Origin of the sequence: Terrabacter sp. GCM10028922 (genome assembly GCF_042666095.1) — a bacterium.
In the GTDB taxonomy this organism is placed as follows: Bacteria; Actinomycetota; Actinomycetes; order Actinomycetales; family Dermatophilaceae; genus Terrabacter.
Map to the genome: position 1 here is coordinate 206,427 of NZ_JBHTFG010000023.1, position 25,506 is coordinate 231,932.

Annotated in this window: 19 protein-coding genes; 10 read left to right on the forward strand and 9 right to left on the reverse strand. The window is 71.9% G+C overall.

The genetic code is table 11. The annotated features are described in order from the left end of the window. The first annotated feature begins 235 nt into the window (after nt 1-235). From ACFQU3_RS17800 to ACFQU3_RS17815, 4 genes are all read left to right on the forward strand, one after another. Nucleotides 236-724, forward strand: coding sequence for a hypothetical protein (locus ACFQU3_RS17800; RefSeq protein ID WP_385912186.1), 489 nt, complete (start codon nt 236-238; stop codon nt 722-724). Between the two features lie 14 nt (nt 725-738). After that, nucleotides 739-2,226 (forward strand): multicopper oxidase family protein, encoded by a 1,488-nt coding sequence (locus ACFQU3_RS17805; protein WP_385912188.1) that lies wholly within the window; start codon nt 739-741, stop codon nt 2,224-2,226. An 11-nt stretch (nt 2,227-2,237) separates the two neighbouring features. After that, the gene (locus tag ACFQU3_RS17810) at nt 2,238-2,894 is read left to right on the forward strand and encodes a hypothetical protein (protein WP_385912190.1); all 657 of its coding nucleotides are present in this window, start codon (nt 2,238-2,240) and stop codon (nt 2,892-2,894) included. A 70-nt stretch (nt 2,895-2,964) separates the two neighbouring features. Continuing rightward, nucleotides 2,965-4,302 carry an adenylate/guanylate cyclase domain-containing protein gene (locus ACFQU3_RS17815; RefSeq protein WP_385912192.1) on the forward strand — a complete coding sequence of 446 codons (1,338 nt, stop codon included), beginning with the start codon at nt 2,965-2,967 and terminating at the stop codon, nt 4,300-4,302. 17 nt (nt 4,303-4,319) lie between these two features. Here the strand turns inward: ACFQU3_RS17815 and ACFQU3_RS17820 are convergent, their stop codons facing one another. After that, on the reverse strand, nt 4,320-6,338 hold the full coding sequence (locus ACFQU3_RS17820; RefSeq protein ID WP_385912194.1) for an FAD-dependent oxidoreductase: 2,019 nt from the start codon (nt 6,336-6,338) through the stop codon (nt 4,320-4,322). A gap of 65 nt (nt 6,339-6,403) precedes the next feature. On the opposite strand from ACFQU3_RS17820, the gene ACFQU3_RS17825 reads away from it, so the two are divergent. Both ACFQU3_RS17825 and ACFQU3_RS17830 read left to right on the forward strand, forming a co-directional pair. Then, the gene (locus tag ACFQU3_RS17825; protein ID WP_385912196.1) at nt 6,404-7,849 is read left to right on the forward strand and encodes a flavin-containing monooxygenase; all 1,446 of its coding nucleotides are present in this window, start codon (nt 6,404-6,406) and stop codon (nt 7,847-7,849) included. Nucleotides 7,850-7,972: 123 nt separating this feature from the next. Next, nucleotides 7,973-9,337, forward strand: a complete 1,365-nt coding sequence (locus ACFQU3_RS17830) for an HNH endonuclease (protein WP_385912198.1) — start codon at nt 7,973-7,975, stop codon at nt 9,335-9,337. Between the two features lie 80 nt (nt 9,338-9,417). Here ACFQU3_RS17830 and ACFQU3_RS17835 read toward each other — a convergent pair whose 3' ends face one another. Both ACFQU3_RS17835 and ACFQU3_RS17840 read right to left on the reverse strand, forming a co-directional pair. Beyond that, a complete protein-coding gene (locus ACFQU3_RS17835) occupies nt 9,418-11,775 on the reverse strand; it encodes a CHAT domain-containing protein (protein WP_385912200.1) in 2,358 nt (785 codons plus the stop codon). Nucleotides 11,776-11,838: 63 nt separating this feature from the next. Then, nucleotides 11,839-13,125, reverse strand: coding sequence for a DUF4921 family protein (locus ACFQU3_RS17840; RefSeq protein ID WP_385912202.1), 1,287 nt, complete (start codon nt 13,123-13,125; stop codon nt 11,839-11,841). A 58-nt stretch (nt 13,126-13,183) separates the two neighbouring features. Here ACFQU3_RS17840 and ACFQU3_RS17845 point away from each other — a divergent pair, with 58 nt between their 5' ends. Further along, a complete protein-coding gene (locus tag ACFQU3_RS17845) occupies nt 13,184-14,158 on the forward strand; it encodes an NADPH:quinone oxidoreductase family protein (RefSeq protein WP_385912204.1) in 975 nt (324 codons plus the stop codon). A 10-nt stretch (nt 14,159-14,168) separates the two neighbouring features. Then, nucleotides 14,169-14,981, forward strand: a complete 813-nt coding sequence (locus ACFQU3_RS17850; RefSeq protein ID WP_385912206.1) for an SDR family NAD(P)-dependent oxidoreductase — start codon at nt 14,169-14,171, stop codon at nt 14,979-14,981. A gap of 15 nt (nt 14,982-14,996) precedes the next feature. Here ACFQU3_RS17850 and ACFQU3_RS17855 read toward each other — a convergent pair whose 3' ends face one another. Next, a complete protein-coding gene (locus tag ACFQU3_RS17855) occupies nt 14,997-15,473 on the reverse strand; it encodes a hypothetical protein (protein WP_385912208.1) in 477 nt (158 codons plus the stop codon). Beyond that, nucleotides 15,470-15,943, reverse strand: coding sequence for an acyl-CoA thioesterase (locus tag ACFQU3_RS17860; RefSeq protein WP_385912210.1), 474 nt, complete (start codon nt 15,941-15,943; stop codon nt 15,470-15,472). The genes ACFQU3_RS17855 and ACFQU3_RS17860 overlap by 4 nt, the downstream gene beginning before the upstream one ends. Nucleotides 15,944-16,049: 106 nt before the next feature. Between ACFQU3_RS17860 and ACFQU3_RS17865 the strand changes: the two genes are divergently transcribed. Beyond that, nucleotides 16,050-19,490, forward strand: coding sequence for an SNF2-related protein (locus tag ACFQU3_RS17865; RefSeq protein WP_385912212.1), 3,441 nt, complete (start codon nt 16,050-16,052; stop codon nt 19,488-19,490). A gap of 112 nt (nt 19,491-19,602) precedes the next feature. After that, complete coding sequence (locus tag ACFQU3_RS17870; RefSeq protein WP_385912214.1) at nt 19,603-20,247, forward strand: superoxide dismutase; 645 nt, start codon at nt 19,603-19,605, stop codon at nt 20,245-20,247. A 121-nt stretch (nt 20,248-20,368) separates the two neighbouring features. Here ACFQU3_RS17870 and galK read toward each other — a convergent pair whose 3' ends face one another. The 4 genes from galK to ACFQU3_RS17890 are packed head-to-tail and all read right to left on the reverse strand — an operon-like array spanning nt 20,369 to nt 25,459. Continuing rightward, nucleotides 20,369-21,553 carry a galactokinase gene (gene galK / locus ACFQU3_RS17875; RefSeq protein WP_385912216.1) on the reverse strand — a complete coding sequence of 395 codons (1,185 nt, stop codon included), beginning with the start codon at nt 21,551-21,553 and terminating at the stop codon, nt 20,369-20,371. Further along, nucleotides 21,550-22,677, reverse strand: a complete 1,128-nt coding sequence (gene galT, locus ACFQU3_RS17880; RefSeq protein ID WP_385912218.1) for a galactose-1-phosphate uridylyltransferase — start codon at nt 22,675-22,677, stop codon at nt 21,550-21,552. Before galT ends, galK begins: the two co-directional genes overlap by 4 nt. Then, complete coding sequence (locus tag ACFQU3_RS17885) at nt 22,677-23,453, reverse strand: DeoR/GlpR family DNA-binding transcription regulator (protein WP_385912220.1); 777 nt, start codon at nt 23,451-23,453, stop codon at nt 22,677-22,679. The genes galT and ACFQU3_RS17885 overlap by 1 nt, the downstream gene beginning before the upstream one ends. Before the next feature lie 2 nt (nt 23,454-23,455). Then, nucleotides 23,456-25,459: a beta-galactosidase gene (locus tag ACFQU3_RS17890; protein WP_385912222.1), complete on the reverse strand. Its 2,004-nt coding sequence runs from the start codon at nt 25,457-25,459 to the stop codon at nt 23,456-23,458. Nucleotides 25,460-25,506 lie beyond the last annotated feature (47 nt).

Consider the following 25,506-nt stretch of genomic DNA (forward strand, 5'->3'; position numbering starts at 1 on the left):
GATGGCACCGAGCGTGATCAGCCAGCCTCGCCTGAGACGCACACCTCATGATCGGTCCTCCGGCGCCGCGGCGTCACCGGGTTGGCCGCACCCGTTGCTGGGGGCTGACCCCCAGCCCGGCTGTGGTCAGGCCGCGTTCCCGGGTGCCGCCCCGCGCCGGATCGTGGGGGCGATGGCTCACGGCACGCCGGGAGGGCGCGGCCGGATCGGGTCGGAGACGGAGAGAGGAACGACCATGCGCAGGACCTATTTCGTGCTCGCCAGCCTCATCGCGGGCCTCGTCGTCGTCCAGGCGGCCGCGATCGCACTCGGCTTCGGCGGGCTGGCACACCACGTCGCCCAGGGCGGCACCTTCGACAAGACGATGATGGAGTCGCAGGAGTCGGCCTTCACGGGAGACATCGGCTTCCCGATCCACGGCATCAACGGCGGCCTCGTCATCCCGCTCGTCGCGATCGCGCTGTTCGCCGTGTCCTTCTTCGCGCGGTTCCACCACGCGGTGCGGTGGGCCGGGCTCGTGCTCGGTCTCGTCATCGTGCAGGTCATGCTCGGCTACAGCATCGTCGACCTCCCGTATGCCGGTGCGGTCCACGGCGGAAACGCGCTCGCGCTCTTCGCGACCGCCCTGCTCGCCGCACGAGCCGCCCGGCGCGCGACGCCGGGGTCGCCCCGTTCCGCGGACTCCGAGGACGCGCGACTCTCCGTCGGCGACGCGACGGCCTGACCGGGTTCCGGGCCATGGGAAACGGCCGGCGGCTGGTGTCGATCGTCGCGCTCGCAGCGGCGGTCGGGCTGGGGGTCCTGGCGTGGAGCTCGAGCCGACTGCCGGCGGCGTACTCCGTCATGGACATGGGGGCGGGCCCGGCGGCCCATGCGGCACACGGCGTGCCGGCCGGGGGCGCCTCCGTGGGTGGCCGCGGCGTGAGCCTCACGTCCTTCCGGGTCGACCCGGCGCGGACGCCGGACGTCGTCCTGCGACTCGTCGCGCGGGCGGAGCGCTTCGAGATCGCGGGTGGGCGCGCCATGGAGGGCTACACGCTCGACGGCACGTCGCCCGGCCCGACGATCCGCGTGACGGAGGGGCAGCTCGTCGAGGTGACGCTCGTCAACGAGTCGGTCACGGACGGGACGACCCTGCACTGGCACGGTCTCGACGTGCCGAACTCGCAGGACGGCGTCGCGGGTGTGACCCAGGACGCGGTTCCCGTCGGTGGCTCGTTCACGTACCGCTTCGTCGCCGACCAGGTGGGGACGTACTGGTACCACTCCCACCAGGTCTCTCACGAACAGGTGCGGCGGGGCCTGTTCGGTGCGCTCGTCGTGCAGCCACGGACGCCGGCCCCCGCCGCGCCGGGAGAGGTGGTCGCCGCCGACGAGCTCGCCGTGCTCCACCTCCACGACGGCCAGCCGACGCTCAACGGCCGGGTCGGCGACGGCAGGGTCGTCGTCGACCCGGGAGAGCTCGCGCGCGTGCGCGTCGTCAACACCGACGACGCCCTGACCACGGTGTGGGCCAGTGGTCCCATCGTCCTCGCTGCGGTCGATGGCGCCGACGTGCACTCCCCGACTGCCTTCCGCGACAAGCGGATCCAGCTCACGGCCGGAGCGCGTGCGGACCTGCTCGTCCGCGCCCCGGCGGACGGGAGTGGACTCCGCGTGCACATCGGCGCAGCGCGGAGCGTCGTCGTGGGTCCCGCAGGTTCGCAGGCCCCGGTCGCCCGGCAACCGGGGTCGACGCTCGATCTGCTGGTGTACGGCTCACCGGCCCCGCTGGGACTCGACGCGACCCACCCGGTCCGGACGTACGACTACGTCATCGGCCGCCGCCCCGGGCTGCTCGACGGCCGGCCCGGGCTCTGGTGGACGATCAACGGCCGGATGTTCCCGGACGTGCCGATGTTCGTCGTGCGCGAGGGCGAGGTGGTGCGGTTCCGCATCGTCAACGAGACGAGCGAAGGCCACCCGATGCACCTGCACGGCCACCACGTCGTCGTCCTCTCACGGAACGGGGTCGCCGCGACCGGAAGCCCCTGGTGGACCGACTCGCTCGAGGTCGCTGCCGGTGAGACGTACGAGGTGGCCCTGCTCGCCGACAACCCGGGCATCTGGATGGACCACTGCCACAACCTGCCCCACGCGATGGAGGGCCTCGTGGCGCACCTCGCCTACGAGGACGTCACCACCCCCTTCCTGGTCCACGGACCGCACGGCAACCAGCCCGAATGAGGAGAGCCCCCATGTCCCACAGCCTGATCCGCGGTACCCGTATGCCGTCCTCGGCCACAGGGGACACGCGCCCGGCAGCGTCCCTCCGACAGCAGGACGCCGTACGCCTCGCCGCATTCGCGATTGCGGTGACCGCAGTCGTCGCGGTCGTCTGCCTCATGCTGCTCTATGTCGTCGGTGGCGTCTTCGGCACGGTCAACGACTGGGCGAACGCGCTCGTCGGCTGGTGGGTGCTGCTTCTCGCGGTCCTCGTCCGCAGCGTGGAGGGGGACGGCTGGCCGGCGAACGGCGCGGTGACGGCTGCCGTGGCCGGAGCGGTCGGCCTCACGTGGGGCACGTGGCTCGTCGTCACGGACACCACCGGCTTCTACCTCGCGGGACTGGTCTCGACGCTCGGTCTGGCCGGCCTCGGCGCGTGGATGTTGCTCGCCCACACGGCATCCGGGGCTCTCGGTCAGCTCGGGTGGGGCCCGGCGCGGCTCGGGCGCGTCGTCGGGTGGCTGCTGGTCGGCGGGGTGCTCGCGGTGCCGGGTGTCCTGGCCGGCACGGACGACTTCTCGGACGCGCAATGGCACAGCTACGTCGCTGAGGCCAGTGCGTGGCTCGGCGCCTACGTGCTCCTCCCCGTCTGGTGCGTTCGGTTGGCACGACAGCTCCGGCGAACCTGACCCGGGGGAGCGGACCGGAAACCAACCGAAGGAGGGGGCCCACACGCGTCGTCCGCCGTAGCATCGCGTCATGAGCGCATCCGACGTGCTCACCCTTCCTCGGACCGGTCTCAGAGGGGCTGTGGTCCGCGCTGTCGAGCGTCTCGCCGAGATCGGCGTCCGGCCGGGAAGGTCCCACGACGAGGCCCTGCGGCAGGGGATGCTGATCTTCGCGTCCGTGCTCATCGCGCTGATCTCCTTCATCTGGGTCGGCACCTATGTCGCCTACGGCCATCCCGTGTCGGCAGCGATGCCCGGCGCGTACCAGGTGATCACCGTGGTGGGGCTCCTCGTCCTCGCGCGGACCCGGCGGTTCGCCGTGTTCCGCACGACCCAGCTCGTCTCGTTCCTCGTCCTTCCGGCCCTGCTCCAGGCGTCGCTCGGCGGTTTCGTCGCATCGAGCGGGATGGTGCTGTGGGCGATCTTCGTCCCGCTCGCCGCGCTCGCGTTGCTCGGTGTGCGGCGCTCGGTCGTGTGGCTCGTGGCCTTCTTCGCGGAGGTCGTCGCGCTCGCTCTGCTCGACCCGTTTCTGTCCCGGCACCCGGCGCAGCTGCCGACCGGTTTCGTCATCACCTTCTTCGTGCTCAACGTCATGGGCGTGACCCTGAGCGCCTATGCGATGCTCGGCTACTTCGTGGAGCAGCGGGAGCGGGCGCGCATCGCCCTCGAGGCCGAGCAGGAGCGCTCCGAGCGCCTGCTGCTCAACGTCCTGCCCGGGCCGATCGCCCAACGGCTCAAGCGGGAGGCGGGTGTCATCGCCGAGAACTACGAAGCGGTGACGGTCCTCTTCGCGGACCTCGTGGGTTTCACCGAGCGGACCCAGGTCATGCCCGCCGCCGACCTCGTCACGCTCCTCGACCGCATCTTCTCCGCCTTCGACCAGCAGGCCGATGCGGAGGCCGTCGAGAAGATCAAGACCATCGGTGACGCCTACATGCTCGCTGGGGGCCTGCCGGAGCGGCGGCCCGACCACGTCGAGGCGGTCGCCCGGGTGGCGCTCGCGATGCGCGCGGAGATCGCGGCCATCGCCCGGGAGCCGGGCAGCGAGTGGCTGGCCGTGCGCATCGGCATCGACACCGGACCAGCGGTCGCGGGCGTCATCGGGCGGCGGAAGTTCATCTACGACCTCTGGGGCGACACGGTGAACACGGCGAGCCGGATGGAGTCCCACGGTCTGCCGGGGGAGATCCAGGTGACCGAGCGCGTCGCGACCGTGCTCGGGCGCGAGTTCACGGTCCGACCTCGCGGAACGATCCTCGTCAAGAGCAAGGGTCCGATGGCCACCTTCCTGCTCGACGCGGCCACGACGCCCGACGACAGCACAGCGAACCACCAGGGGGCTGGGACGCCACGGAGGGCGAGCAGCTGAGCAGCGGTTCGATCTTGTCAGAGGCGAGCGGCCAGCTCGGTGCCCTGCCTGATGGCGCGCTTGGCGTCGAGCTCGGCCGCCACGTCGGCGCCGCCGATGACGTGCACCGGGACGCCGCGCGCCTCGAGCGCCGGCGTGAGCGTGTTGACCGACTCCTGCCCCGTGCAGAGGACGATTGTGTCGACGGCGATGACCTGGGGGTCGGTGCGCTCCTCACCGTGGGTGATGTGGAGCCCCTCGTCGTCGATGCGCTCGTAGTTGACTCCCACGTGGTGGTGGACTCCCTTGGCCTTCAAGGCTGCTCGGTGCACCCATCCGGTCGTCTTGCCCAGCCCCTTGCCGATCGGGGACGCCTTGCGCTGGAGGAGGTGGACCTCGCGGGGCGACGGTGTGGGCGCCGGCTCGGCGAGTCCACCGCGCGCGCCGTCAGGTGAGCCCACCCCCCACTCCGCCATCCACTCGTCGACGGTGAGCGGTGACTCGATGTGCGTGAGGAACTCCGACACGTCGACGCCGATGCCGCCCGCGCCCATCACGGCCACACGCGGGCCGACGGGGGAACCGTCTCGGACGGCGGCGGCATACGTGATGACCGACGGGTGGTCGACCCCGGGGAGGGAGGGCACGCGCGGCTCGACGCCAGTGGCGACGACGACCTCGTCGAAGTCGACCAGGTCCTCGACCTCGGCGCGACGACCGAGGTGCACCTTGACGCCGGTGAGCTCGAGCTGTCGACGGTAGTAGCGGATCGTCTCGGCGAACTCCTCCTTGCCCGGGATGCGCATCGCGATCGCGAACTGGCCACCGATGTCGTCGGACGCCTCGAAGAGCTCGACCCGGTGACCGCGCTGCGTCAGGGCGACGGCGGTGGCGAGCCCGGCTGGGCCGGCGCCGACGACGGCGACGTGCTTCGTCCGGCGGCTCGGCGCGAGCACGAGGGTCGTCTCGCGGACGGCACGGGGATTCACGAGGCAGGTGGCCGTCTGCTTGGCGAAGGTGTGGTCGAGACAGGCCTGGTTGCAGGCGATGCACGTGTTGATCTCGTCGGCGCGGTCTCCCTCGGCCTTGGCCACCCAGTCGGGGTCGGCGAGGAACGGGCGGGCCATCGAGACGAGATCGGCGGTGCCGTCGGCGACGACCTGCTCGGCGAGGTCGGGCATCGAGATCCGGTTGCTCGTGACGACGGGAACCGTGACCTCGGGGCGCAGCTTCGCAGTGACCCGGGTGAAGGCGCCGCGGGGCACGGACGTGACGATCGTGGGGACGCGAGCCTCGTGCCAGCCGATGCCGGTGTTGATGATCGTGGCGCCCGCGGACTCGACCTCCTTTGCGAGAGAGACGATCTCGTCCCACGACTGGCCCTCCGGCACGAGGTCGAGCATCGACAGGCGGTAGACGATGACGAAGTCCGGGCCGGCGGCCTCGCGCACGGCTCGGACGATCTCGACGGGCAGGCGGCGGCGGTTCTCGGGCGAGCCGCCCCACTCGTCGGTGCGGTGGTTCGTGCGCGGCGCGAGGAACTGGTTGATGAGGTATCCCTCGGACCCCATGACCTCGACGCCGTCGTAGCCGGCCTCGCGGGCGAGCCGGGCGCACCGGGCGTAGGCCGCGATGGTCCTTCGGACGCCGCGACCGGAGAGGGCGCGCGCCGTGAAGCGGGAGATGGGCGCCTTCGTCGCGGACGCCGACACCGCGAGCGGGTGGTAGGCGTAGCGCCCTGCGTGGAGGATCTGGAGCGCGATCTTCCCGCCTTCGCGGTGCACGGCACTCGTGATGACCCGGTGGCGGCGGGCCTGCCGGCTCGTGGCGAGGACGGAGCCGCCGGGGTAGAGCGAGCCGGCCAGGTTGGGGGCGAAGCCCCCCGTCACGATGAGGCCTACACCGCCGCGGGCACGCTCGGCGTAGTAGGCGGCCAGGCGGTCGAAGTCCTTCGCGCGGTCCTCGAGCCCGGTGTGCATGGAGCCCATGACGACGCGGTTGCGCAGCGTCGTGAAGCCGAGGTCGAGCGGCTGGAGCAGGTGGGGGTATGCCGTCACGACCTTGAGGGTAGCGGCTGGTTACCGCCGGGTAGCGTCGGCGCGGCATGGGTCACAATGGCCGGGTGAGCGAGATCGAGCACCTGGACGTCCTCGTCGTCGGCGCGGGCCTGTCCGGCGTCGGCGCCGCCTACCGGTTGCAGACGATGCTGCCGGGGCGCTCGTGGGCGGTCCTCGAGGCGCGGGACTCGGTCGGCGGCACGTGGGACCTCTTCCGATACCCGGGGGTGCGGTCCGACTCGGACATGATGACCCTCGGCTTCCCGTTCGAGCCGTGGACGCACCCCGACGCCATAGCCGACGGGCCGACGATCCTCGAGTATCTGCGGTCGACGGCGCACAAGCACGGCATCGACGAGCGGATCCGGTTGGGGCACAAGGTCATCGAGGCGGCCTGGACGACGGCGGACGCGCGGTGGACGGTCACGGTCGAGCATGCCGGCGCGCGGCGGCAGCTCACGTGTGGCTTCCTCTACCTGTGCAGCGGCTACTACGACTACGAGCGGCCGCACGAGCCCGAGCTGCCGGGCGTCGCGGCGTTCGAGGGGGAGGTCGTGCACCCGCAGTTCTGGCCCGACGAGCTCCGCGTCGAGGGGCGCCGGGTGGTCGTCATCGGATCCGGTGCCACGGCCATGACGCTCGTGCCCGCGCTCGCCGAGCTCGGCGCCGACGTGACGATGCTCCAGCGCACTCCCACGTGGGTCGCCGCCCTGCCGCGTCGCGACCGGGTGCGCGACGTGGTCCAGCGCGTCCTGCCGACGCGGGCTGGCGGAGTCGTCTCGCGCTACAAGAACGTCCTCATGACGATGGCCTTCTACGAGTTGAGCCGACGTCGGCCCGCGGTCGCGAAGGCCTTGCTGTCCAAGGGGGCTGCTCGTTCGCTGGGGTCCTCCGACCTCGTCGACGACCACTTCACGCCCACGTACGACCCGTGGGACCAGCGACTGTGCGTCGTCCCCGACGGCGACCTGTTCGAGGCGGTGCGCGACGGCCGGGCCCACGTCGTCACGGACACCATCGAGGAGTTCACGCCACACGGCATACGGCTGCAGTCGGGCACGGAGCTCCCGGCCGACGTCGTCGTCACCGCGACGGGGCTGCGGATCAAGATCGCCGGCGGCATCGCCATCACCGTCGACGGGCAGACGCGCCCTACCGGTGACCTGACCGTCTACCGGGGGACGATGTTCGCCGACGTGCCGAACCTCGCCGCGTGCGTCGGCTACGTCAACGCGTCGTGGACGCTGCGAGCCGACCTGGCGAGCCGGTACGTCTGCCGGTTGCTCGCGCACATGGAGGAGCACGGCTGGCGCATCGCTGTGCCGCGCGCCCCTTCGGGGATGGCCGGTAGACCCTTGCTGCCGCTCCGGTCGGGCTACGTGGAGCGCGCCGCGGCGGACCTGCCCCGGCAGGGCGACGGGGCGCCCTGGCTCATGCGGCAGAACTACCTGCTCGACCGTCGCGACATGCTGCGCGGCGACGTTGCCGAGGCCATGGCCTTCTCGCGGTGACCTCACGAATCAGCCTGTAGTGCAGGGTGATTGGCTGTCCACAGCCAGGTTCCAGCTGGCGCAGTTATCGAACGCCTGTGCTAATCTTGGGGGCAAGACGACGCGTCGAGCGAGGAGGTCTCCGTGCCACTTCTCGGTTCGACGTGGGTGGGTCTGTCGCCGCTGGAGGCGGCGCTCGGGGGCACCTACACGCGAGCCGACCTCCACGTCGACCTCACGACGGCGGGCGACCGGGCGCTGCGCGACATCGAGAAGCTCGAGGGGCAGAAGGCCCGCATCGAGTCGCGGCTGCTCGAGGCGTATGCGACCCTCCACACGATCGAGGACCAGCAGATCGCGGCCACGACCGCTCATGTGTCGACCGACCGCGTCGTCACCGAGGAGATCGCCTTGGCGACGGGGGTTGGCACGGGCGAGGTCGCGCGCCGGCTCAGCCTCGCCACCAGCCCCCGGCGACACCGCCTGGTCCTGGGAGCGCTACGCAGGGGTGAGGTGTCGCTCAACCGGGCGCTGCAGGTGGCGAGCGACACGGCCCAGCTGTCCGACGCTGAAGTCACCTCGGTGGAGCAGGCCGTGCTTGCGCCGAGCCGCGACGGCCAGCGCCTTCCGCAGCGGACGTTCGTCACCCGCCTGCGTCGTGCGGTGGCCTCCGCCGATCAGCGCGGCATGACTGAGCGTCGCGAGCGCGCACGGATGCGACGCGGGGTGTTCGGCCGCATGACCGAGGACGGCATGGGCTGCCTCACCCTCGTCGCCCCAGCCGATGTGGTCGCCTCCGCCCTCGACCGGCTCGACGCGGAGGCCCGCTCGCGGCGTGGTGCGGGCGACGCGCGTTCTCTTGACCAGCTTCGTTGCGACCTCGCCGCCGAGGCTCTCCTACATGGTCGTGCCGACCACTCGGCCGACGCGAAGACGGGTGCGTCGGAGGGTGGCTCGCCGGATGGCGCGGTCGGCTCGGTGTGGCTCGTCGTGCCGTTCGAGGTCGCGACCGGACTGTCGGACGCCGCATGCGAGCTGCCCGGCCACGGATGGGTCACCGCCGAGCACGCGCGCGAGATCATGACGCGCCCAGGCTCCGTCTGGCGCACGCTGCCCGTCGACATCCGGACCGGCCGCGCGCTGTCACGGCCGACGCGCAGCTACCGACCGACGCACGCCATGTTCGAGCACGTCCGAGCCGTCGACGGTGTCTGCCGCGGGCCCGGGTGCGAGGTCGTCGCGACACGCTGCGACCTCGACCACGAGGTGCCCTGGCCCAGTGGCGAGACCGCGGTCGGCAACATGTACTCGAAACACCGCCTCCACCACAACGTCAAGACCCAGCGGGTCTGGCGGTCGGAGCCCGTCCCCGACGACGGGCTCGAGTGGACCACCCTCGCGGGCCGCCGCTACATCACCTACCCGAAGGACTGGCGCGAAGGCCTGCCCGACCCTGACGTCGCAGCCGGTCGTGATGCCCCTGCGGATCCCGACCCGCCACCCTTCTGACCTGCCGTCGAGCGCGTGGCGAGGACCATCGAACCGGGCCGCGCCGGGTGGCCGCACGCGAACGTGTTGCCACTGCGGGATCAGCGCCGTCGGCCCCTGACCCGTGCGGCGACCGCGAGCCCGGCGAGCACGACGGCCACCCCGAGCAGCGTCAGGCCGATGACGTCGAAGACCGAGCCGCGGGTCCCGGGGACGATGCCGGGGCCCCAGCCGATGGCGATGAACCCGGCCGCGAGCAGTGCGCTGGTGAGGCTCGCGGCGCCGAGCCTGCCCGCTGTGGCGGAGCGGCGGGCCGCGCCGCCCCGTGTGAGGCCATCTGGTGCTGCGCCTGTCGGCCACGGTGGCAGGCTCGGAGCCGGAGGCACCGACGGGGGAGGCGGTGAAACGTCGATGGGTTCGGCGGTCCCCGGCTGCGACTCGGGCGGCAACGGGGGCATGGGCGGAGCCGCGGCCAGGGTCGAGGGGAGTCGCACGAAGCGCAGCGACTCCAGGGCAGGAGGCGGCAGGCCGTCGGCACGAGGGAACGGCTGCTCCCAGTAGAGCGGCAGCACGAAGCCGTCTCGCGCAGCGGCCACGGCATGCTCCCACTGTTGCCTGCACACCGAGGAGACCATCGAGTGCCGCGACCAGAAGAGCTGGAAGACGTCGGCCTCGGCGATGAGGGGCAGGAGCCAGTCGCTCGGGGCGTCGCTGCGCTCAGCGTCGAGGACGCGGCCGAGGTAGTCGTCCCCGAGTGCCTCCGCCACGGCGGCAACGCCCTCGACGACCGCTGCGTCCTCGGGCGCGAAGCACGGGAAGATGCGTCGGTAGCGCACCATCGCCGCGCGCGTGGGATCCACCGCCGTTGCCGCCTGCGACGTGTCGGCCACGACCTCGAAGGTGAGCCCGGACTCGGCGATGACGACGGGGCCGCAGAACACCCGCAGCCAGCCTTCGACGGTGGTTCCCAGCGTCGCCGACCTGGCGCGCAGCAGGAACCTCACCTCGGCGACCTCGCCCGACCAGCGCAGCGGTGCCGAGGGCGGGTCGCAGTCGACGTGGTCGGGCAGGTCAGGCACGACGACGAGCTCTGCCCCCCGGGGCAGAGCCAGGCTGGAGGACTTGGAGGTGGTCGTCACACGCTCGGAGCCGAAGAACCCGGCGACCCGCTGGCGCACCTCTGCGGGTTGGTCGACCGTGCGTCCGTCCGCTGCGACGAACACCCCACCGTGATGGGCGAGAACCAGCATCGTCTCCCATCGCTCGACCCGCAGCTGCGGAGGTCGGGCAACGGTGAACTCGACGTCCTCGTCGAGGCGCGGGAGCGGACCGACACGCAGGCCCGAGGCCAGCGACGACGACAGGTGGAGCGCGACGACCGGCCACTCGTCCGTGACGCCCGAGTCCGCGGCCGCCATCGTCGCGCGCGCTCGGGTGACCGCACGTTCCACCGTCTCGGCCGCCGCGAGGCTCTCGTAGAGCCCCCGTGCGAAGGTGATCGCACCGTCGTCCGTGATGGCGGTACGCATCGCCACGACGGCGGGGATGCCGGCCCGGACCAGGGTCGTGCCGGCACCTGCGAACGGGTCAGTGGGGTCTGCGGGCGACCCGTGGCACGAGTTGAGGACCACGAGGCGAAGCGTGGCTGCTGCGGCCAGGATGTCGGCGACCTCGTCGACCGCGCGCAGGGACAGCTGCCCCTGCGAGTCGGTCAGGGCCAACGCGCTCCGGCCGCCGGAGCCTAGTGTGCCGTGGCCGATGTAGTGGAAGACGTGCATCTCGGCGGCCTCCAACGCTGCGCGGATGCCGTCGAGCGAGGCGTCCTCGAGGATGTCGACGGTCACCGCGCCACCGGCGGCCAGCGGCGCCAGCCGGGCGGCGATCGACTGCCGCTCGCGCGCCGCGTCGAGCGCGGCAGCGCCGACGGGCGACGAGATGGCCACGAGGATGCGTACTCGCTCGTCCGCGCCCGCGGCGGGCTCGCGCGTCGCCGTCTCGGTGCAGCGCACGACCGGTGTGCTGGGATCCAGCGCGAGGAAGGTGTGGGTCTCGGGGTCGTGGAGCAGCTCCCACGGCAACACGTCCGCACCGCCGGCGAAGCGGAGCATGATCCGCAGCCCCGCGCCGGCCGCGGCCGCGCGCGAGCTGCTCTCGCGGAAACGCACGAGCACGGAGTCGGGCATCAGTGCCGTGAACAGCGCAGCGCCCGCCTGGGCGTCGTCGACGTCGGTCGCGGCGTCGGTCGCGGCGTCGGTCGCAGCGAAGGTCGGAGCGTCGGTCGCGGGGGAGAGACGGCGCTCCCTGGTGCGGCGGCCGGGCCTCCACCGTGTCGCGACCTCGGGCCAGCGCGAGGCCACCGACCCGGTCTCACCGGCAGGCGAGTGCAGGACGCGCACGTCGAGGTCGTCGCCGCGTCTCGTGACTGCGACGTCGAAGTCGAGATAGGTCGTTGCGGCCACGGCTACCCCTCCTGACTGCTTCCAAGAGTGGCACGCCCCGCGGACCGGCACGGCCGCATGACGTCAGCCGATCGTGAGCCGGTCACTGACGAGCCCGCGAGCAGCCAGCTCGCGCAGCCGGGTGACGGTCCGTTCCCGCACCGTCCACGGGTCGATCGTCGTGACGTGGATCTTCGTGCCGCCCTCGAAACCGCCCTGCGTCGAGACGCGCCACTTGACGACAGCCCGCAGCGGCATCGGGAGGTCGACCGTCGGCGGGCAGTGGTGCCACTCCTCGTTGGTGGGCACGTCGGAGCCGGTGGCTGCGTGGCAGGCGTGGAGCAGGTCGGAGACGTCGCGCACCTCGTGATCGCCCAGCTCCCAGGGTCGCCGTGACGTGACGCTCGAGTGGACCTCCACCGACGGGTACCGGTGCCCGATGCCGGCGAAGGCGACCGCCGTCGGCGTACGCGCGATGACGAGCCCCTGCCCGTCGGCGTACTCGCGTCCCCAGTGCGCGAACAGGTCCGGGTGGGCGCGGACCCGCTCCATCTCCCGTTCGAGCTCCACGCCGAGCTCGTCGATGGCGACGAGCTGCTTGTGCAGGTGGTCGAACGACGCTCCGGCCGGCTGCATCCAGTTCTGGAACACCGACACTTGCCGCGCGTAGGGGTTGTCGCGGTAGAGGTCGCGCAACGCAGAGATCGTGAATCGCGTGTACTGCCAGTGCTCCTCGGGCGTCAGCGTGCCTGAGAACGCGTTCTGGGAGTCGTCCGTCGCTCCGTCTACGAAGTGGCGTCGAGCGGCGACGACCTGGTGGTTGCCGGCGAAGAGGCGCACCGCTTCGCGTTCGAGGTCGTCCTGGCCGGACGGCTCTGCGTCGGCTCCCACTGCGCCGCGCGCCCGCATGCGTATCCGGGCGAGTGCTGTGACGTGGTCACGCCCTGCGGGCGTGGAGAGGTATGCCGTCCGGTGCGACCGCGAGGCGGGTGTCGGCTCGTAGCCGTGGGTGAGGTGCCAGTAGTCGTAGCTGAGGATCTCGAAGAGGTTCGGGAAGAGCCGGAACTGCGGGACCGAGTCGTCGAGCTGGTCGGCGAGCAGGCTTCGCACCTCGTGCCACGACGACCCCTCGCGCACGACCCGGGCGATCTCGGGGGTCGTCTCGAGCATGCGGCCGACGCAGAAGGCGCAGTGCCGGTCGAGCTCGGAGGGGTCGAGCGGCTGCGGTGCGGGCCGGTTGACGCCGAGCGGCCGCGCACCACGGCCCGGCAGCGTCCACACCTTGGTGCCGGTGAACGGGTTGACCTGCTTGATCGTCCCGTCGGGCAGTCGCGTCAGCGGCGGGGCGGGGTCTGTCCCGGGCGGCGTCACCCTCGCAAGACTAGGTGGGTTAGCGTCGGGGCGACCTCGACGACACCTCAGGAGCACGATGCGCGCCGCACGAGTCACCGCCCTCGACGGGCCCGCCGCTGTCACCGTCGACGACCTGCCCGAGCCGAGCCTCGAGCCCGGCCACGTCCTCGTCGACGTCCACGAGGCCGGCGTCAGCTTCCCCGACGTCCTCATGAGCAAGGGGCTCTACCAGATGCGCCCCGACCTCCCGTTCGTCCCCGGTGCCGAGTGCGCCGGGGTCGTCCGTGAGGCCGGACCGGACAGCACCTTCAGCCCCGGTGACCGGGTCGCCGCCTTCCCGGTGCTCGGAGCCTTCGCCGAGACCGTGGCGGTCCCCGAGTCGATGCTCTTCCCGCTGCCGGATGCCGTGTCGTTCGAGGCGGGCGCGGCCCTGCCGATGAACTACCTCACCGTCCACTTCGCCCTCACTCGTCGCGGCCAGCTCGAGCGTGGCGAGGTCGTCCTCGTCCACGGGGCAGCGGGTGGCATCGGCACCGCCGCGATCCAGCTGGCCCGTGCCATGGATGCCCGCGTCATCGCCGTGGTGTCGTCCGACGACAAGGCCGAGACGGCGCGCGAGGCCGGTGCCCATCACGTCGTCCTGGCTGACGAGTTCCTCGCTCGCGCAAAGGAGCTCACGAGCGGTCGCGGCGTCGACGTCGTCGTCGACCCCGTGGGCGGGGACCGCTTCACCGACAGCCTTCGCAGCCTCGCGCCCGAGGGCAGGCTCCTCGTCATCGGCTTCACGGCCGGGCAGATCCCGGAGGTCAAGGTCAACCGTCTTCTCCTGGGAAACATCAGCGTCGTCGGCGTCGGATGGGGCGCCTTCTGGATGCCCGACCCGAGCTACCTGCGCGCCCAGTGGCACGCGATCCTGCCGCTCCTCGAGAGCGGCGCCCTCGAGCCCCCGATCGGCTCGCGCCACTGGCTCGACGACGTCGCCGCCGCCCTCACGGAGATCGACGAGCGCCGCGCGCGGGGCAAGGTCACGCTCACCATCCGCCAGCCGTAGGTTGGGCCGTATGCCGTCCCGCTCCCGACACGCGCCCAGCTCCCCTCGTCGCGTCCTCGTCACCGGCGCCGCCTCCGGCCTCGGTCTCGCCCTCGTGCGGGCCTTCGTCGGGCGCGGGGACCACGTGCTCGCGACCGACCTGCAGACCGAGCGGCCGGACGTGCTGCCCGACGCCGCGGCGTACCTGCCCCTCGACGTGCGCCGTGACGAGGCCTGGGACGCGGCGCTCGCCCACGTGCGCGAGACGTGGGGTGGGCTCGACCTGCTCGTCAACAACGCCGGCGTCGCTGCGGGCGGCCGCATCGACGTCGCGACGATGGACGAGTGGCACTGGATCGTCGACATCAACCTGCTCGGCGTCGTTCGTGGCTGCCGCACGTTCACCCCGCTGCTCAAACAGCAGGGCAGCGGGCACATCATCAACACCGCCTCGCTCGCCGGGCTCGTCCACGCACCCGGCATGGCCGCCTACAACACCGTCAAGGCCGGTGTCGTCGCCCTCAGCGAGACCCTGTCGCACGAGCTCGCACCGCACGGCATCGACGTCTCCGTCGTGTGCCCGTCGTTCTTCCGGACCAACCTCGGCGCGTCGTTCCAGGGCGCCGACACCGAGATGGAGGACGCCGGCAGGAAGATGGTGAGCGGGTCGAAGCGCACGGCCGACCAGGTCGCCGCCATCGTCCTGCGCGGCATCGACGCGCGTCGCGACGTCATCCTCACCGACCGCGACGGCCGGATCGTCTGGCGTGCAAAGCGGTTCGCGCGTCCCGCCTACACGGCAGTCATGAAGCGGGCAGCCAAGCGCGTCGCCCAGGACCGCTGAAAGGCGCAGAGTCCCTCAGCGGCGCGGCGCGCGCCGCATGTCGACGTCGGTGGGCGAGCCGGCTCCCAGGACATCCTCGAGGCTCGACCGAAGCAGGTGTGCCGCTGCGGCCTGTTCGTTCCCGGCGAACGTCCGGCTGAACTCCGGCTCCCTGCTGTCCCGCTCCCACCCGAGGTCCGCGAGCGCCGCCTGCTGCGCCGTCGTCAGGTCGGTCAGCCCCTCGAACTCCGTGTCGCCGATGCACTCGAGGGCGAGCAGGCCCTCGAGGCGCCGCACCTGGAAGAAGACGTCGGGCACGCGGGCCGTGTGAGAGGTCCGGGAACGCCCCCGGCGCCACCCTCGGGGGGCCCGCTCGGCGGCATACGTGCTCGAGGCCCGCGACGTCACGTGCACGGCGAAGGTCATCCAGTCCTCCTCGGTGAGCGCGGCCAGGTCGGCGGCGATGCGTGCCGTCCACCCCTCCCACGTCTCGTCGAGCGGGCCGGCGCTCATGCCGGGACCTCCACCACCGCCGTCTCCATGAGGCGACGCAGGTGGTCCGGGATCGTGGCTGGCCGGCGGGTCGCCGCGTCGATCTCGACGTGCACCCAGTGGCCGAGGGCCTTGATCGCCGGGTCGGGAGCCGAGGCCCGTTCCGGGTCGACGAAGAGCCCGAGCTGGTAGGTGACGCTGCTGCGCCCGAGGCGCACGACGCGCAGCCCGACCACGAGGGGAGCCGGGAAGGCGACCTCCGCGTAGAACGCGCACGACGACTCGGCGACGACGCCCTGGGTCCTGTCTGTCATCGGGTCGATCGTCACGTGCTCGGCCTGCCAGCCGTTGATCGCGGAGTCGAAGAGCTCGTAGTACACGGCGTTGTTGAGGTGGCCGTACATGTCGTTGTCGGACCACCGCGTGCTCACCGGGCGGTGGACCGGGAAGGCCGCGAGCGTCAGGGTGCGCGGGTCGGGCGTGCTGGACATGCCGCCATCCTGCCCGAGTGCCGGGTTGTGGGCCGGGCGGTGGGCCTGTCGATGGGGCCTGTGGAGGACGCGGGACGCTGTCGGCGACCGAACGTAGAGTGCTGAGGTGGCGTGGAGCGTGGGTCGGGCGACGTGGGTCGGTGACGTCACCGACCCCGACATCGCGCAGCAGGTCGGCTCGCGCACCTTCGACCGCGGCCAGGCCTACGCGGCCGAACGCCGGGTCCGATCGCTCGCGACGCGACCCGACGGGATGATGCTGCTCGGCACCATCGACGGCAGCGGCAGCGAGACCTACCAGACGATCATCGAGGCGCGCCCGCACCCGAAGGGCCGCTCCCACCTGTGGAGCGGTCGGTGCAGCTGCCCCGTCGGCACGGACTGCAAGCACGTCGTCGCGCTCATGCTCACGGCCCGCGACGTGGCCCGTGGGAAGGTCGTGGAGCCGGCCGGCGACCCGACGGGCATCTCGACCGGTGACTCGACAGGGCCCGCGGTCGCCGTGGATCTTCACGCCCCGGCTGCCGCGACCGTCCTGTGGTCCGACGTGTTCGGCCACATCCGCTCGCGGTCACCCGAGCGCACCCAGATGGCGCAGCGGCCCGAGCCGCGCGGCGAACTCATGCCGGCGGGCCTCTTCGTCGACACGGTCTACCGCGACCAACGCGGCCGCCGTGGCGTGCCCGAGCTGAGCTACGGGCTGAGACCGACGCGGTGGACGCGCGCCGGCACCTGGCACCGCACGCTCTCGTGGCACGACGCCCTGCCGCAGTGGCGGGCCGGCATCCGGTTCCTGCCCGAGCACGAGCGGATCATGGGCCGCCTGCACGACGTCGCCCGGCACGGCTCCGGTGGCACGACGTACTTCTCCGCGACACCGCCGCTCTCGCTCGACGCGAGCCCAGAGGTGTGGCCGCTGCTGCGCGAGGCGCGAGCAGCCGGCATCGAGCTGCTGCCCGGGGAGGGGGTCACCGGTCCCGTGCACGTGGCCGACGACACCGTCACGCTCGTGCTCCACGTGCGCCGGGCGGCCGACGGCACCGGCGACCTCGACCTCGACGTGGCCCTCGACGGACTCCCGGCCGGGGTGGAGAGCGGCGGGGAGCGGCTGTTCCTCGGCGACCCGGTCCACGCCGTCGCGGTCGAGGGCGACGACGGGTCGCTCCTGCTCGCGCCCCTCGAGCAGGACCTCGACCTCGGGCCTGACGGGCTCGCCGCGGCACTCGCCGGGCTGCGTGTGCCCGCCGACGAACGCGCCCGCTTCCTGCGGTCCGTCGTGCCGGGCCTGCGCCAGCGGATCCGGGTCCGCTCCGAGGTGCCACTGCCGGCGCCCGAGGTGCAGGGGGCCGACGAGCCCGAGCAGGTGACCGTGCACGTCCGAGTCGTCAGCGACGTGCCCGGCGAGGTGCGCCTCGACCTCGGTCACGCGTACGACGGCAAGCCGCGGCCCTTCACGACGGCGCGGTTCGGCACGGTCGGCGGGCGCGACCGTGACGCCGAGGCGGCAGCCGTGCGAGCCGCGCACTCACTGCGCGAGGTCCCGGGGGCCCTGCGGTCCGACCTCGGCGGCCAGCCCTACCTCGTCCCCCGGGTCGTGCTCACCGGCCTGCAGGCGGCCCGGTTCGTCGGTGCCACCCTGGCCGCACTCGAGGCCGACGAGCACGTCACCGTGGAGGTCGACGGCGACCTGCCCGCCTACGAGGAGGTCACCTCGGCACCCGTCGTGCGGCTCGGCACGGGGGAGCGGCGCGACGACTCCGAGCCCGGCGACTGGTTCGACCTGCGGGTGACCATCGAGGTCGACGGCGAGGAGGTGCCCTTCGAGCCGCTCTTCGCCGCGATCGCCCACGGCGACGAGATCATGCTCCTCGACTCCGGGTCCTTCTTCCGGCTCGACCGGCCCGAGCTGCTCCGCCTGCGCGACCTCATCGCCGAGGCCCGCGACATCGCCGACCCGGAGACGGGGGGCCTGCGGCTCAGCGCCCACCACGCCGACCTCTGGGACGAGCTCGTCGCGCTCGGGGTCGTCGACGAGCAGAGCGCCCGCTGGGCCGCCAACGTCGAGGCCCTCGGCTCCCTCGAGTCGGGCCCGCTCGCCGATCCGCCGCCCGATCTGCGTGCCACGCTGCGGCCCTACCAGCTCGACGGCTACCGCTGGCTGGCCCGCCTGTGGGACGCCCGCATCGGCGGCATCCTCGCCGACGACATGGGCCTCGGCAAGACGCTCCAGGTCATCGCGACCCTGGCCCGCGCGCACGACCGGGGAGAGCTCGGCACTCGCGGCCCGGAGGCCCGAGGGTCGGTGCTCGTCGTCGCTCCGACGAGCGTCGTCGGCACGTGGCTGGGCGAGCTCGAGACGTTCGCGCCGCACCTTGCCGTCGCGTCCGTCACAGCGACCGAGCGCAAACGTGGAGTTCCCCTGTCCGACGTCGTCGCCGACGCCGAGGTCGTCATCACCTCGTATGCCGTCCTGCGCCTCGACGACGCCGCCTTCCAGGCCGTCCGGTGGGGTGGGGTCGTGCTCGACGAGGCCCAGTTCGTCAAGAACCGCCAGGCCAAGACCCACGTCGCGGCCCGTCGGCTCGGAGCGCCGTTCACCATCGCCGTCACCGGCACGCCGCTGGAGAACTCCCTCATGGACCTCTGGTCGCTGCTCTCGCTGACCGCACCCGGCCTCTATCCGCGGCCCGACCTCTTCACGAAGAGCTACCGCAAGCCCATCGAGTCTGGTGAGAGGCCAGAGCTGCTCGACCTGCTCCGGCGCCGCATCCGGCCGATCATGCTCCGCCGCACCAAGGAGCAGGTCGCGATCGACCTGCCGCCCAAGCAGATCCAGGTCGTCGGCCTCGATCCCCACCCCGTCCACCGCCACATCTACGACCAGCACCTGCAGCGCGAGCGGCAGCGGGTGCTCGGCCTGCTCGACGACCCCGAGGCCAACCGCGTCGCGATCCTGGCGGCGCTGACACGGCTGCGGCAGCTCGCCCTCGACCCCGTGCTCGTCGACGAGGTCCACGCCGGCAAGGCGACCGCCGCCAAGATCGAGTTTCTCGTCGACCAGCTGCGCGAGCTGGCGGCCGAGGGCCACCGAGCGCTCGTCTTCAGCCAGTTCACCGGCTTCCTGCGCATCGTCGAGGCCGCGTTGACGCGTGCGGGGATCCACACCGCGTACCTCGACGGGTCGACGACCGACCGGCAGTCTGTCGTGCGCGGCTTCCGCGAGGGCGACGCGACGGCCTTCCTCATCAGCCTCAAGGCCGGCGGCTTCGGGCTGACGCTCACCGAGGCCGACTACGTCTACGTCCTCGACCCGTGGTGGAACCCCGCCGCCGAGGCGCAGGCCATCGACCGCGCGCACCGCATCGGCCAGAACCGCCCCGTCACCGTCTACCGCCTCGTCTCCGCCGGCACCATCGAGGAGAAGGTCGTGGCGCTCCAGGAGCGCAAGCGCGACCTCTTCCAGCGGGTCGTCGACGAGGGCGGTTCGCTCTCCGGCGCCATCACGTCCGATGACGTCCGCGACCTGCTCGGTCTGCCCTCGAATTGACCTCAAGTCGGCTTGATGTCACAGGGTTGGCAGGCGGGTACGTGACCCGCACCCGAGCCCCCGGACACCCTGTGGACGTCGCTGGACCGCGGCATAGAGTGGTCGGAGCCGGATGGTCTCCAGAAAGGAACGACAAGTGGCTTACACGCTTCCCGAACTCGACTACGACTACGCAGCCCTCGAGCCCCACATCAGCGCTCGCATCATGGAGCTGCACCACAGCAAGCACCACAAGGCCTACGTCGACGGCGCCAACGCCGCGGTCGCCAAGCTCGAGGAGCTGCGCGAGTCGGGCGACTACGCCGCCGTCAACGGCGTCGAGAAGAACCTCGCCTTCCACCTCGGCGGGCACACGAACCACTCCGTCTTCTGGAAGAACATGAGTCCCGACGGCGGCGGCCGTCCCGAGGGCGAGGTCGACGCGGCGATCACCGAGTACTTCGGTGGCTTCGAGAAGTTCCAGGCGCACTTCAACGCCAACGCCAACGCCATCCAGGGCTCCGGCTGGTCGATCCTCTCGTGGGACACGCTCGCCGAGCGGCCGCACATCATGCAGCTGTTCGACCAGCAGGGCAACATCCCCGTCGGCCAGATCCCGCTGCTGCAGCTCGACATGTGGGAGCACGCGTTCTACCTGCAGTACGAGAACGTCAAGGCTGACTACGTCAACGCGTGGTGGAACGTCGTCAACTGGGAGGACGTCTCTGCCCGCCTCGAGCGCGCCAAGGCGACGAAGGGCCTCATCCTTCCCGCCTGACCTCTGCCCCTCACCGCAACACACCGAGAAACCCCCAACGCACCGGCATCCGATCCGGGTGGGTTGGGGGTTTCTCGGTGTGTTGCGGTGGCAGGGGGCAGGGGGCAGGGGGCGGGGGTGGTCAGCGGTTGCGTGCGGCCGGGCCGGACGCCGTCACGGCGAACGACACCGGCGCGGCGAAGCCGTGGCTCGCGAAGGCCTCTGCGATCGCCGTGGACACGGGTTCGACGTCCTCCGCTGCCACGATCGCGATGCACGAACCGCCGAAGCCGCCACCCGTCATGCGGGCACCGAGCGCGCCCTTCGACCGGGCCGTCTCCGTCGCGACGTCGAGCTCGTCGCACGAGACCTCGTAGTCGTCGCGCAGCGAGGCGTGCGAGGCGTCGAAGAGGCGACCGACCTCGTCGAGGTCGCCCGCCTCGAGCGCCGCCACCGCCTGGCCGACGCGCTCGATCTCGGTGACGACGTGGCGCACGCGGCGGCGCACCTCGTCCGAGCCGAGTCGCTGGAGCGCGGCGCCGAGCGCAGCGGGGTCGACCTCGCGGAGCGTCTCGACTCCGAGGTCGCGGGCAGCCTGCTCGCACGCGTCGCGCCGCGCGGCGTACTGCCCGTCCACGAGCGCGTGCTCGGCCTTGGTGTCCGTGACGAGCAGGACGTGCCCAGCCGCGTCGAGGTCGAACGGCACCTGCCGCGTCTCGCCCGACCGGCAGTCGAGGAGCAGTGCGGCGCGCTCGTCACAGAGGAGGGAGGCCGACTGGTCCATGCCGCCGGTCGGTGCGCCGGCGATGACGTTCTCGGCCTCGACGCAGCGGGCTGCGAGCCGGGCGCGTCCCGACCTCGACCCCAGCAGGTCCAGCCCGAAGAGGTCGCTCGCAGCCGCAGCGACGGCGCACTCGAGGGCTGCCGAGCTCGACAGGCCGGAACCGAGTGGCACGGTCGAGTCGACGAGCACGTCGAGCCCGCCGACGTCGAGACCGTCACGGCGCAGCGCCCAGAGCACCCCCGCGACATAGGCACCCCAACCACCGGGCTGCCCCGGTGAGACGTCGCCGAGCGCGACCTCGACGATGCCGTCCTGCTGCACCGAGGCGATGCGGAGCACGTCGTCGTCGCGACGGGACACCGCGGCATAGGTCCTGTGCGGCAAGGCGATCGGCAGGCACAGACCGCCGTTGTAGTCGGTGTGCTCGCCGATGAGGTTGACACGGCCGGGGGCCGACCAGACGCCGGTGGGTGCTGCGCCGTACGTCCGCCCGAAGGCGGCCGTCACCGAGTCGACGACTTCCACGCCGTCGCGCTCGCTCACGACGCCACCTCACGCAGGCGGGCCGCTGCCCGCTCGGGTGCGACGTCGTTGACCCAACCGCCGACGCCCGACTCGGACCCGGCGAGGAACTTGAGCCGTCCCGGGCCGCGCAGCACCGACATGAGCTGCAGGTGCAACCGTGAGACGTCCCGGCCCGTCTTCGCCGGGGCCTGCTGCCAGGCTGCGATGTAGGGCAGCTTCACGGGCGAGCCGTCCTCGGCGACGTAGTAGCGGTCGAGGCGGCCGAGCAGGTCGCGATAGATCACGGCCAGCTCGTCGCGCTCGTCGTCGTCGAGCGCGACGAGGTCGGGCACGTCGCGGTGCGGGGCGAGGTGCACCTCGACCGGCCAGCGCGCCGCGAAGGGCACGTATGCCGTCCAGTGCGTTCCCGACACGACCACCCTTGAGCCGTCGGCTTGTTCGGCGGCGAGGATGTCGGCGCCGAGGAGCCGGCCGGTGCGCTCGTGATGGCGCCGGGCCGCGTCGAGCAGGGCCTTGGTGCGGTCGGGAAGGTACGGGTAGGCGTAGATCTGGCCGTGCGGGTGGGGCAGGGTCACGCCGATCTCGCGGCCGCGGTTCTCGAAGGCGAAGACGTGCTCGACCTCCGGCATCGCCCCGAGCGCCTCCGTGCGCTGGGCCCACGTGTCGATGACGGTTCGCACGCGCTCGACCGGAAGGTCCTTGAACGACGCCTCGTGGTCACTCGTGAAGCACACGACCTCGCAGCGGCCGACGGCCGGCCGGGTGCCGAAGATGCCCCTCGGGTCGGGGTCGTCCGCGCCCACGGAGGTGACGGCATACGAGGGGAACCGGTTCTCGAAGACGACGACCTGGTAGTCGCGCTCGGGGATCTCGGAGGGCACCGAGCCGTGTCCGGCCGGGCAGAGCGGACACTCGTCCTTCGGCGGCATGAAGGTGCGGTGCTGGCGGTGCGCGGCGACAGCCACCCAGTCGTCGACTAGCGCGTCGTGGCGCAGCTCGCCCGACTGCACGCGCGGCTCGACCGGACGCAGGTCCTCGGCGGTGCGCTCCGGCGTGCCGGCCTCGTCGATGTAGAGGATCTCCCGGCCGTCGGCCAGGAGCCGGGTCGTGAACCTGCTGGTGGTGCTGGCGGGGGTGGACATCACGCCTCCACGATCTCGAGGGAGCCGACGTCCTCGCGCAGCGCCGCACGGGCACGCTCCGGCAGGCCGTCGTCACTGACGAACAGGTCGACCTCGGAGAGGTCCGCGAACGTGCTGAGGCCCACGGTGCCCCACTTGGACGAGTCTGCGAGGACGCACACGTGGCGGGCCGACGCGACGAGCGCGCGGTTGGTCTCCGACTCGACGAGGTTGGGCGTGGTCAGGCCCGAGCGCGACTCCACGCCGTGCGCGCCGAGGAAGAGCAGGTCCACGTGGAGGGTGCGTAGCGCCGACACGGCGACGGGGCCGACGAGGGCGTCCGACGGGGTGCGCACACCGCCGGTGAGCACGACCGTCTGGCCGGGAGCACCCGACTCGTGGAGCAGCTGCGCGACCGGGACGGAGTTCGTGACGACGGTCAGCTGCGGCACGTCCTTGACGGCGCGCGCGAGCTCGTACGTCGTCGTGCCGGCCGAGATGCCGATGGCGCTGCCCTGCTCGACGCGACGTGCGGCCGCCCGGGCGATGGCCTGCTTCTGCGCCAGCTGGAGCAGGGACTTCGCCGAGAAGCCCGGCTCCTCGCTGCTGCGCTCGTCACCGAGCGCGAGCGCGCCGCCGTGGACCCGCTCGAGCAGACCGTCGGACGAGAGGCGCTCGATGTCGCGACGAATGGTCATGTCGGACACGCCGAGACGCTCGACGAGGTCGGACACCTTGACCGCACCGGACTCCTCGACGAGCTCGAGGATCACCGAACGGCGTTGACTGGCAAGCATGTTCACTCCTGCCTGAGCACGGCCACGCCACCGGGGGCGAGGCGGACGGTGCCGTCGACGGGGGCGTCCGCAACGAGGTCGTACCCATCGGCGGTCACGGACTGCTCGTCGTCGGTGTGGTTGAGCAGGAACAGCCACGACGTGGACCCGTCGCTCCGACGGGTCGCCTCGACGCCGAGGGGGAGCCCGTCCACGGCCGGGTCCACGGACGCGGCGGACAGGACGTCGTCGAGGAGCGCGCCGAGGGTCGCGTCGTCGGGCAGGGTGCTGAGGTACCAGGCAGAGCTGCTCTCGCCGTCGACGCCGAGCTCACGGCGCGTGACCGCGGGGCGACCCGCGAGGGGCCCGGCGGCATACGTCGTCAGCACCTCGGTGCCGGGCAGGGCAGTCACGTCCTCACTCCACCACGCTCCGGTGCCGTCGGCGAGTGCGACCGGTGCATCCGGTCCGAGCGGGAAGAACTCCTCGACCCGCACGCCGAGCAGGTCCCGGAAGGCGCCGGGGTAGCCGCCCAGCCGGACGTGGTCGTGCTCGTCGCTGATCCCGGAGAAGTACGTGACGACGACCTGCGCGCCCGCCTCCGCGGCGGCGGCGACGGCGGCCGCGTGCTCGTCGGTGACGAGGTAGAGCTGCGGCACGACGGCGACGGCGTATGCCGTGAGGTCGGCTCCGGGGTGCACGACGTCGCAGGTGACCCCGCGGTCGTGGAGGAGACGGTGGATCGTGTGCGCCGCCTGGAGGGCGTCGAGCTCGGAGCTCGGCATGTCGGGGCCCTCGGCACCCCAGATCGCCTGGTAGTCGTGCAGGATCGCGACTCGCGACTCGACGCGACTGCCGACGAGCTCGCCGAGCCGCCCGGCGATGCGGCCGAGCTCCTCGACCTCGCGGAACCGCGCGCTGTCGGCGCCGGCGTGTGGCACGACAGCGCTGTGGAACTTCTCCGACCCGGCGCGGGACTGGCGCCACTGGAACCAGCCGATCGTGTCGGCGCCCCGGGCCACGTGGGCCAACGCGTCGCGGATCGTCTGGCCGGGGGCCTTGGCGTGGTTGGTCGGCTGCCAGTTGACCGCGCTCGTCGAGTGCTCCATGAGCATCCAGGGAGCGCCACCGGCGAGGCCACGGGTCAGGTCACCGCTGTAGGCGAGCTCGGCGCGGGGGTGCTCGAGGGCGCCGACGATGTAGTGGTCGGTGCTGACGACGTCGACGGTCGGCGTCCACTGCGAGTAGTCGAGGTGGCGGAAGTGCTCGAGCGTCATGAAGTTCGTCGTGACCGGCACCCCCGGGGAGAGCTCGTCGAGAACGGCACGCTCGGCCCGCATGAAGTCGAGCAGCGCGTCGGAGGAGAAGCGCCTGTAGTCGAGGACCTGGGTCGGGTTGTTCGACGCCGTCGACCGTCGTGGGGGAAGCACCTGGTCCCAGTCGGTGTAGCGCTGGCTCCAGAAGGCCGTGCCCCACGCGTCGTTGAGCGCGTCGAGGCTCCCGTATCGGCGCTGCAGCCAGGCGCGGAAGTGGCGGGCGCACTCGTCGCAGTAGCACGGCAGGTTGTGGCAGCCGTACTCGTTGGAGACGTGCCACATCGCCAGGGCGGGGTGCTCGTGGTACCGGGCCGCCAGCTGCCGGGTCAGGGTGAGGGCGTAGTCGCGGTAGACGGGCGAGGTCGGGCACCAGGTCTGCCGGCTGCCCGGCCACAGGGTGCGGCCGTCGACGTCGACGGGAAGGATCTCCGGGTGCGCGGCCGAGAGCCACGGCGGCGGAGTGGCCGTCGCGGTCGCGAGGTCGACGGCCACGCCGCCCGCGTGGAGCTTGTCCATGATCGTGTCGAGCCACTCGAAGTCGTAGTCGCCCTTGGCCGGCTCGAGCCAGCTCCAGGAGAAGACGCCGAGGCTGACGAACGAGACGTTGGCGCGCCGCATCAGCTCGAGGTCCTCGTCCCACACGGGGCGTGGCCACTGCTCGGGGTTGTAGTCGCCACCGAGTGCCAGGGTCTTCGTCGGCCATGAGCGCATGGGAGAAGAGTGTCGGCTCGTTCGTCCCGATGTCAACATTTTCGAAC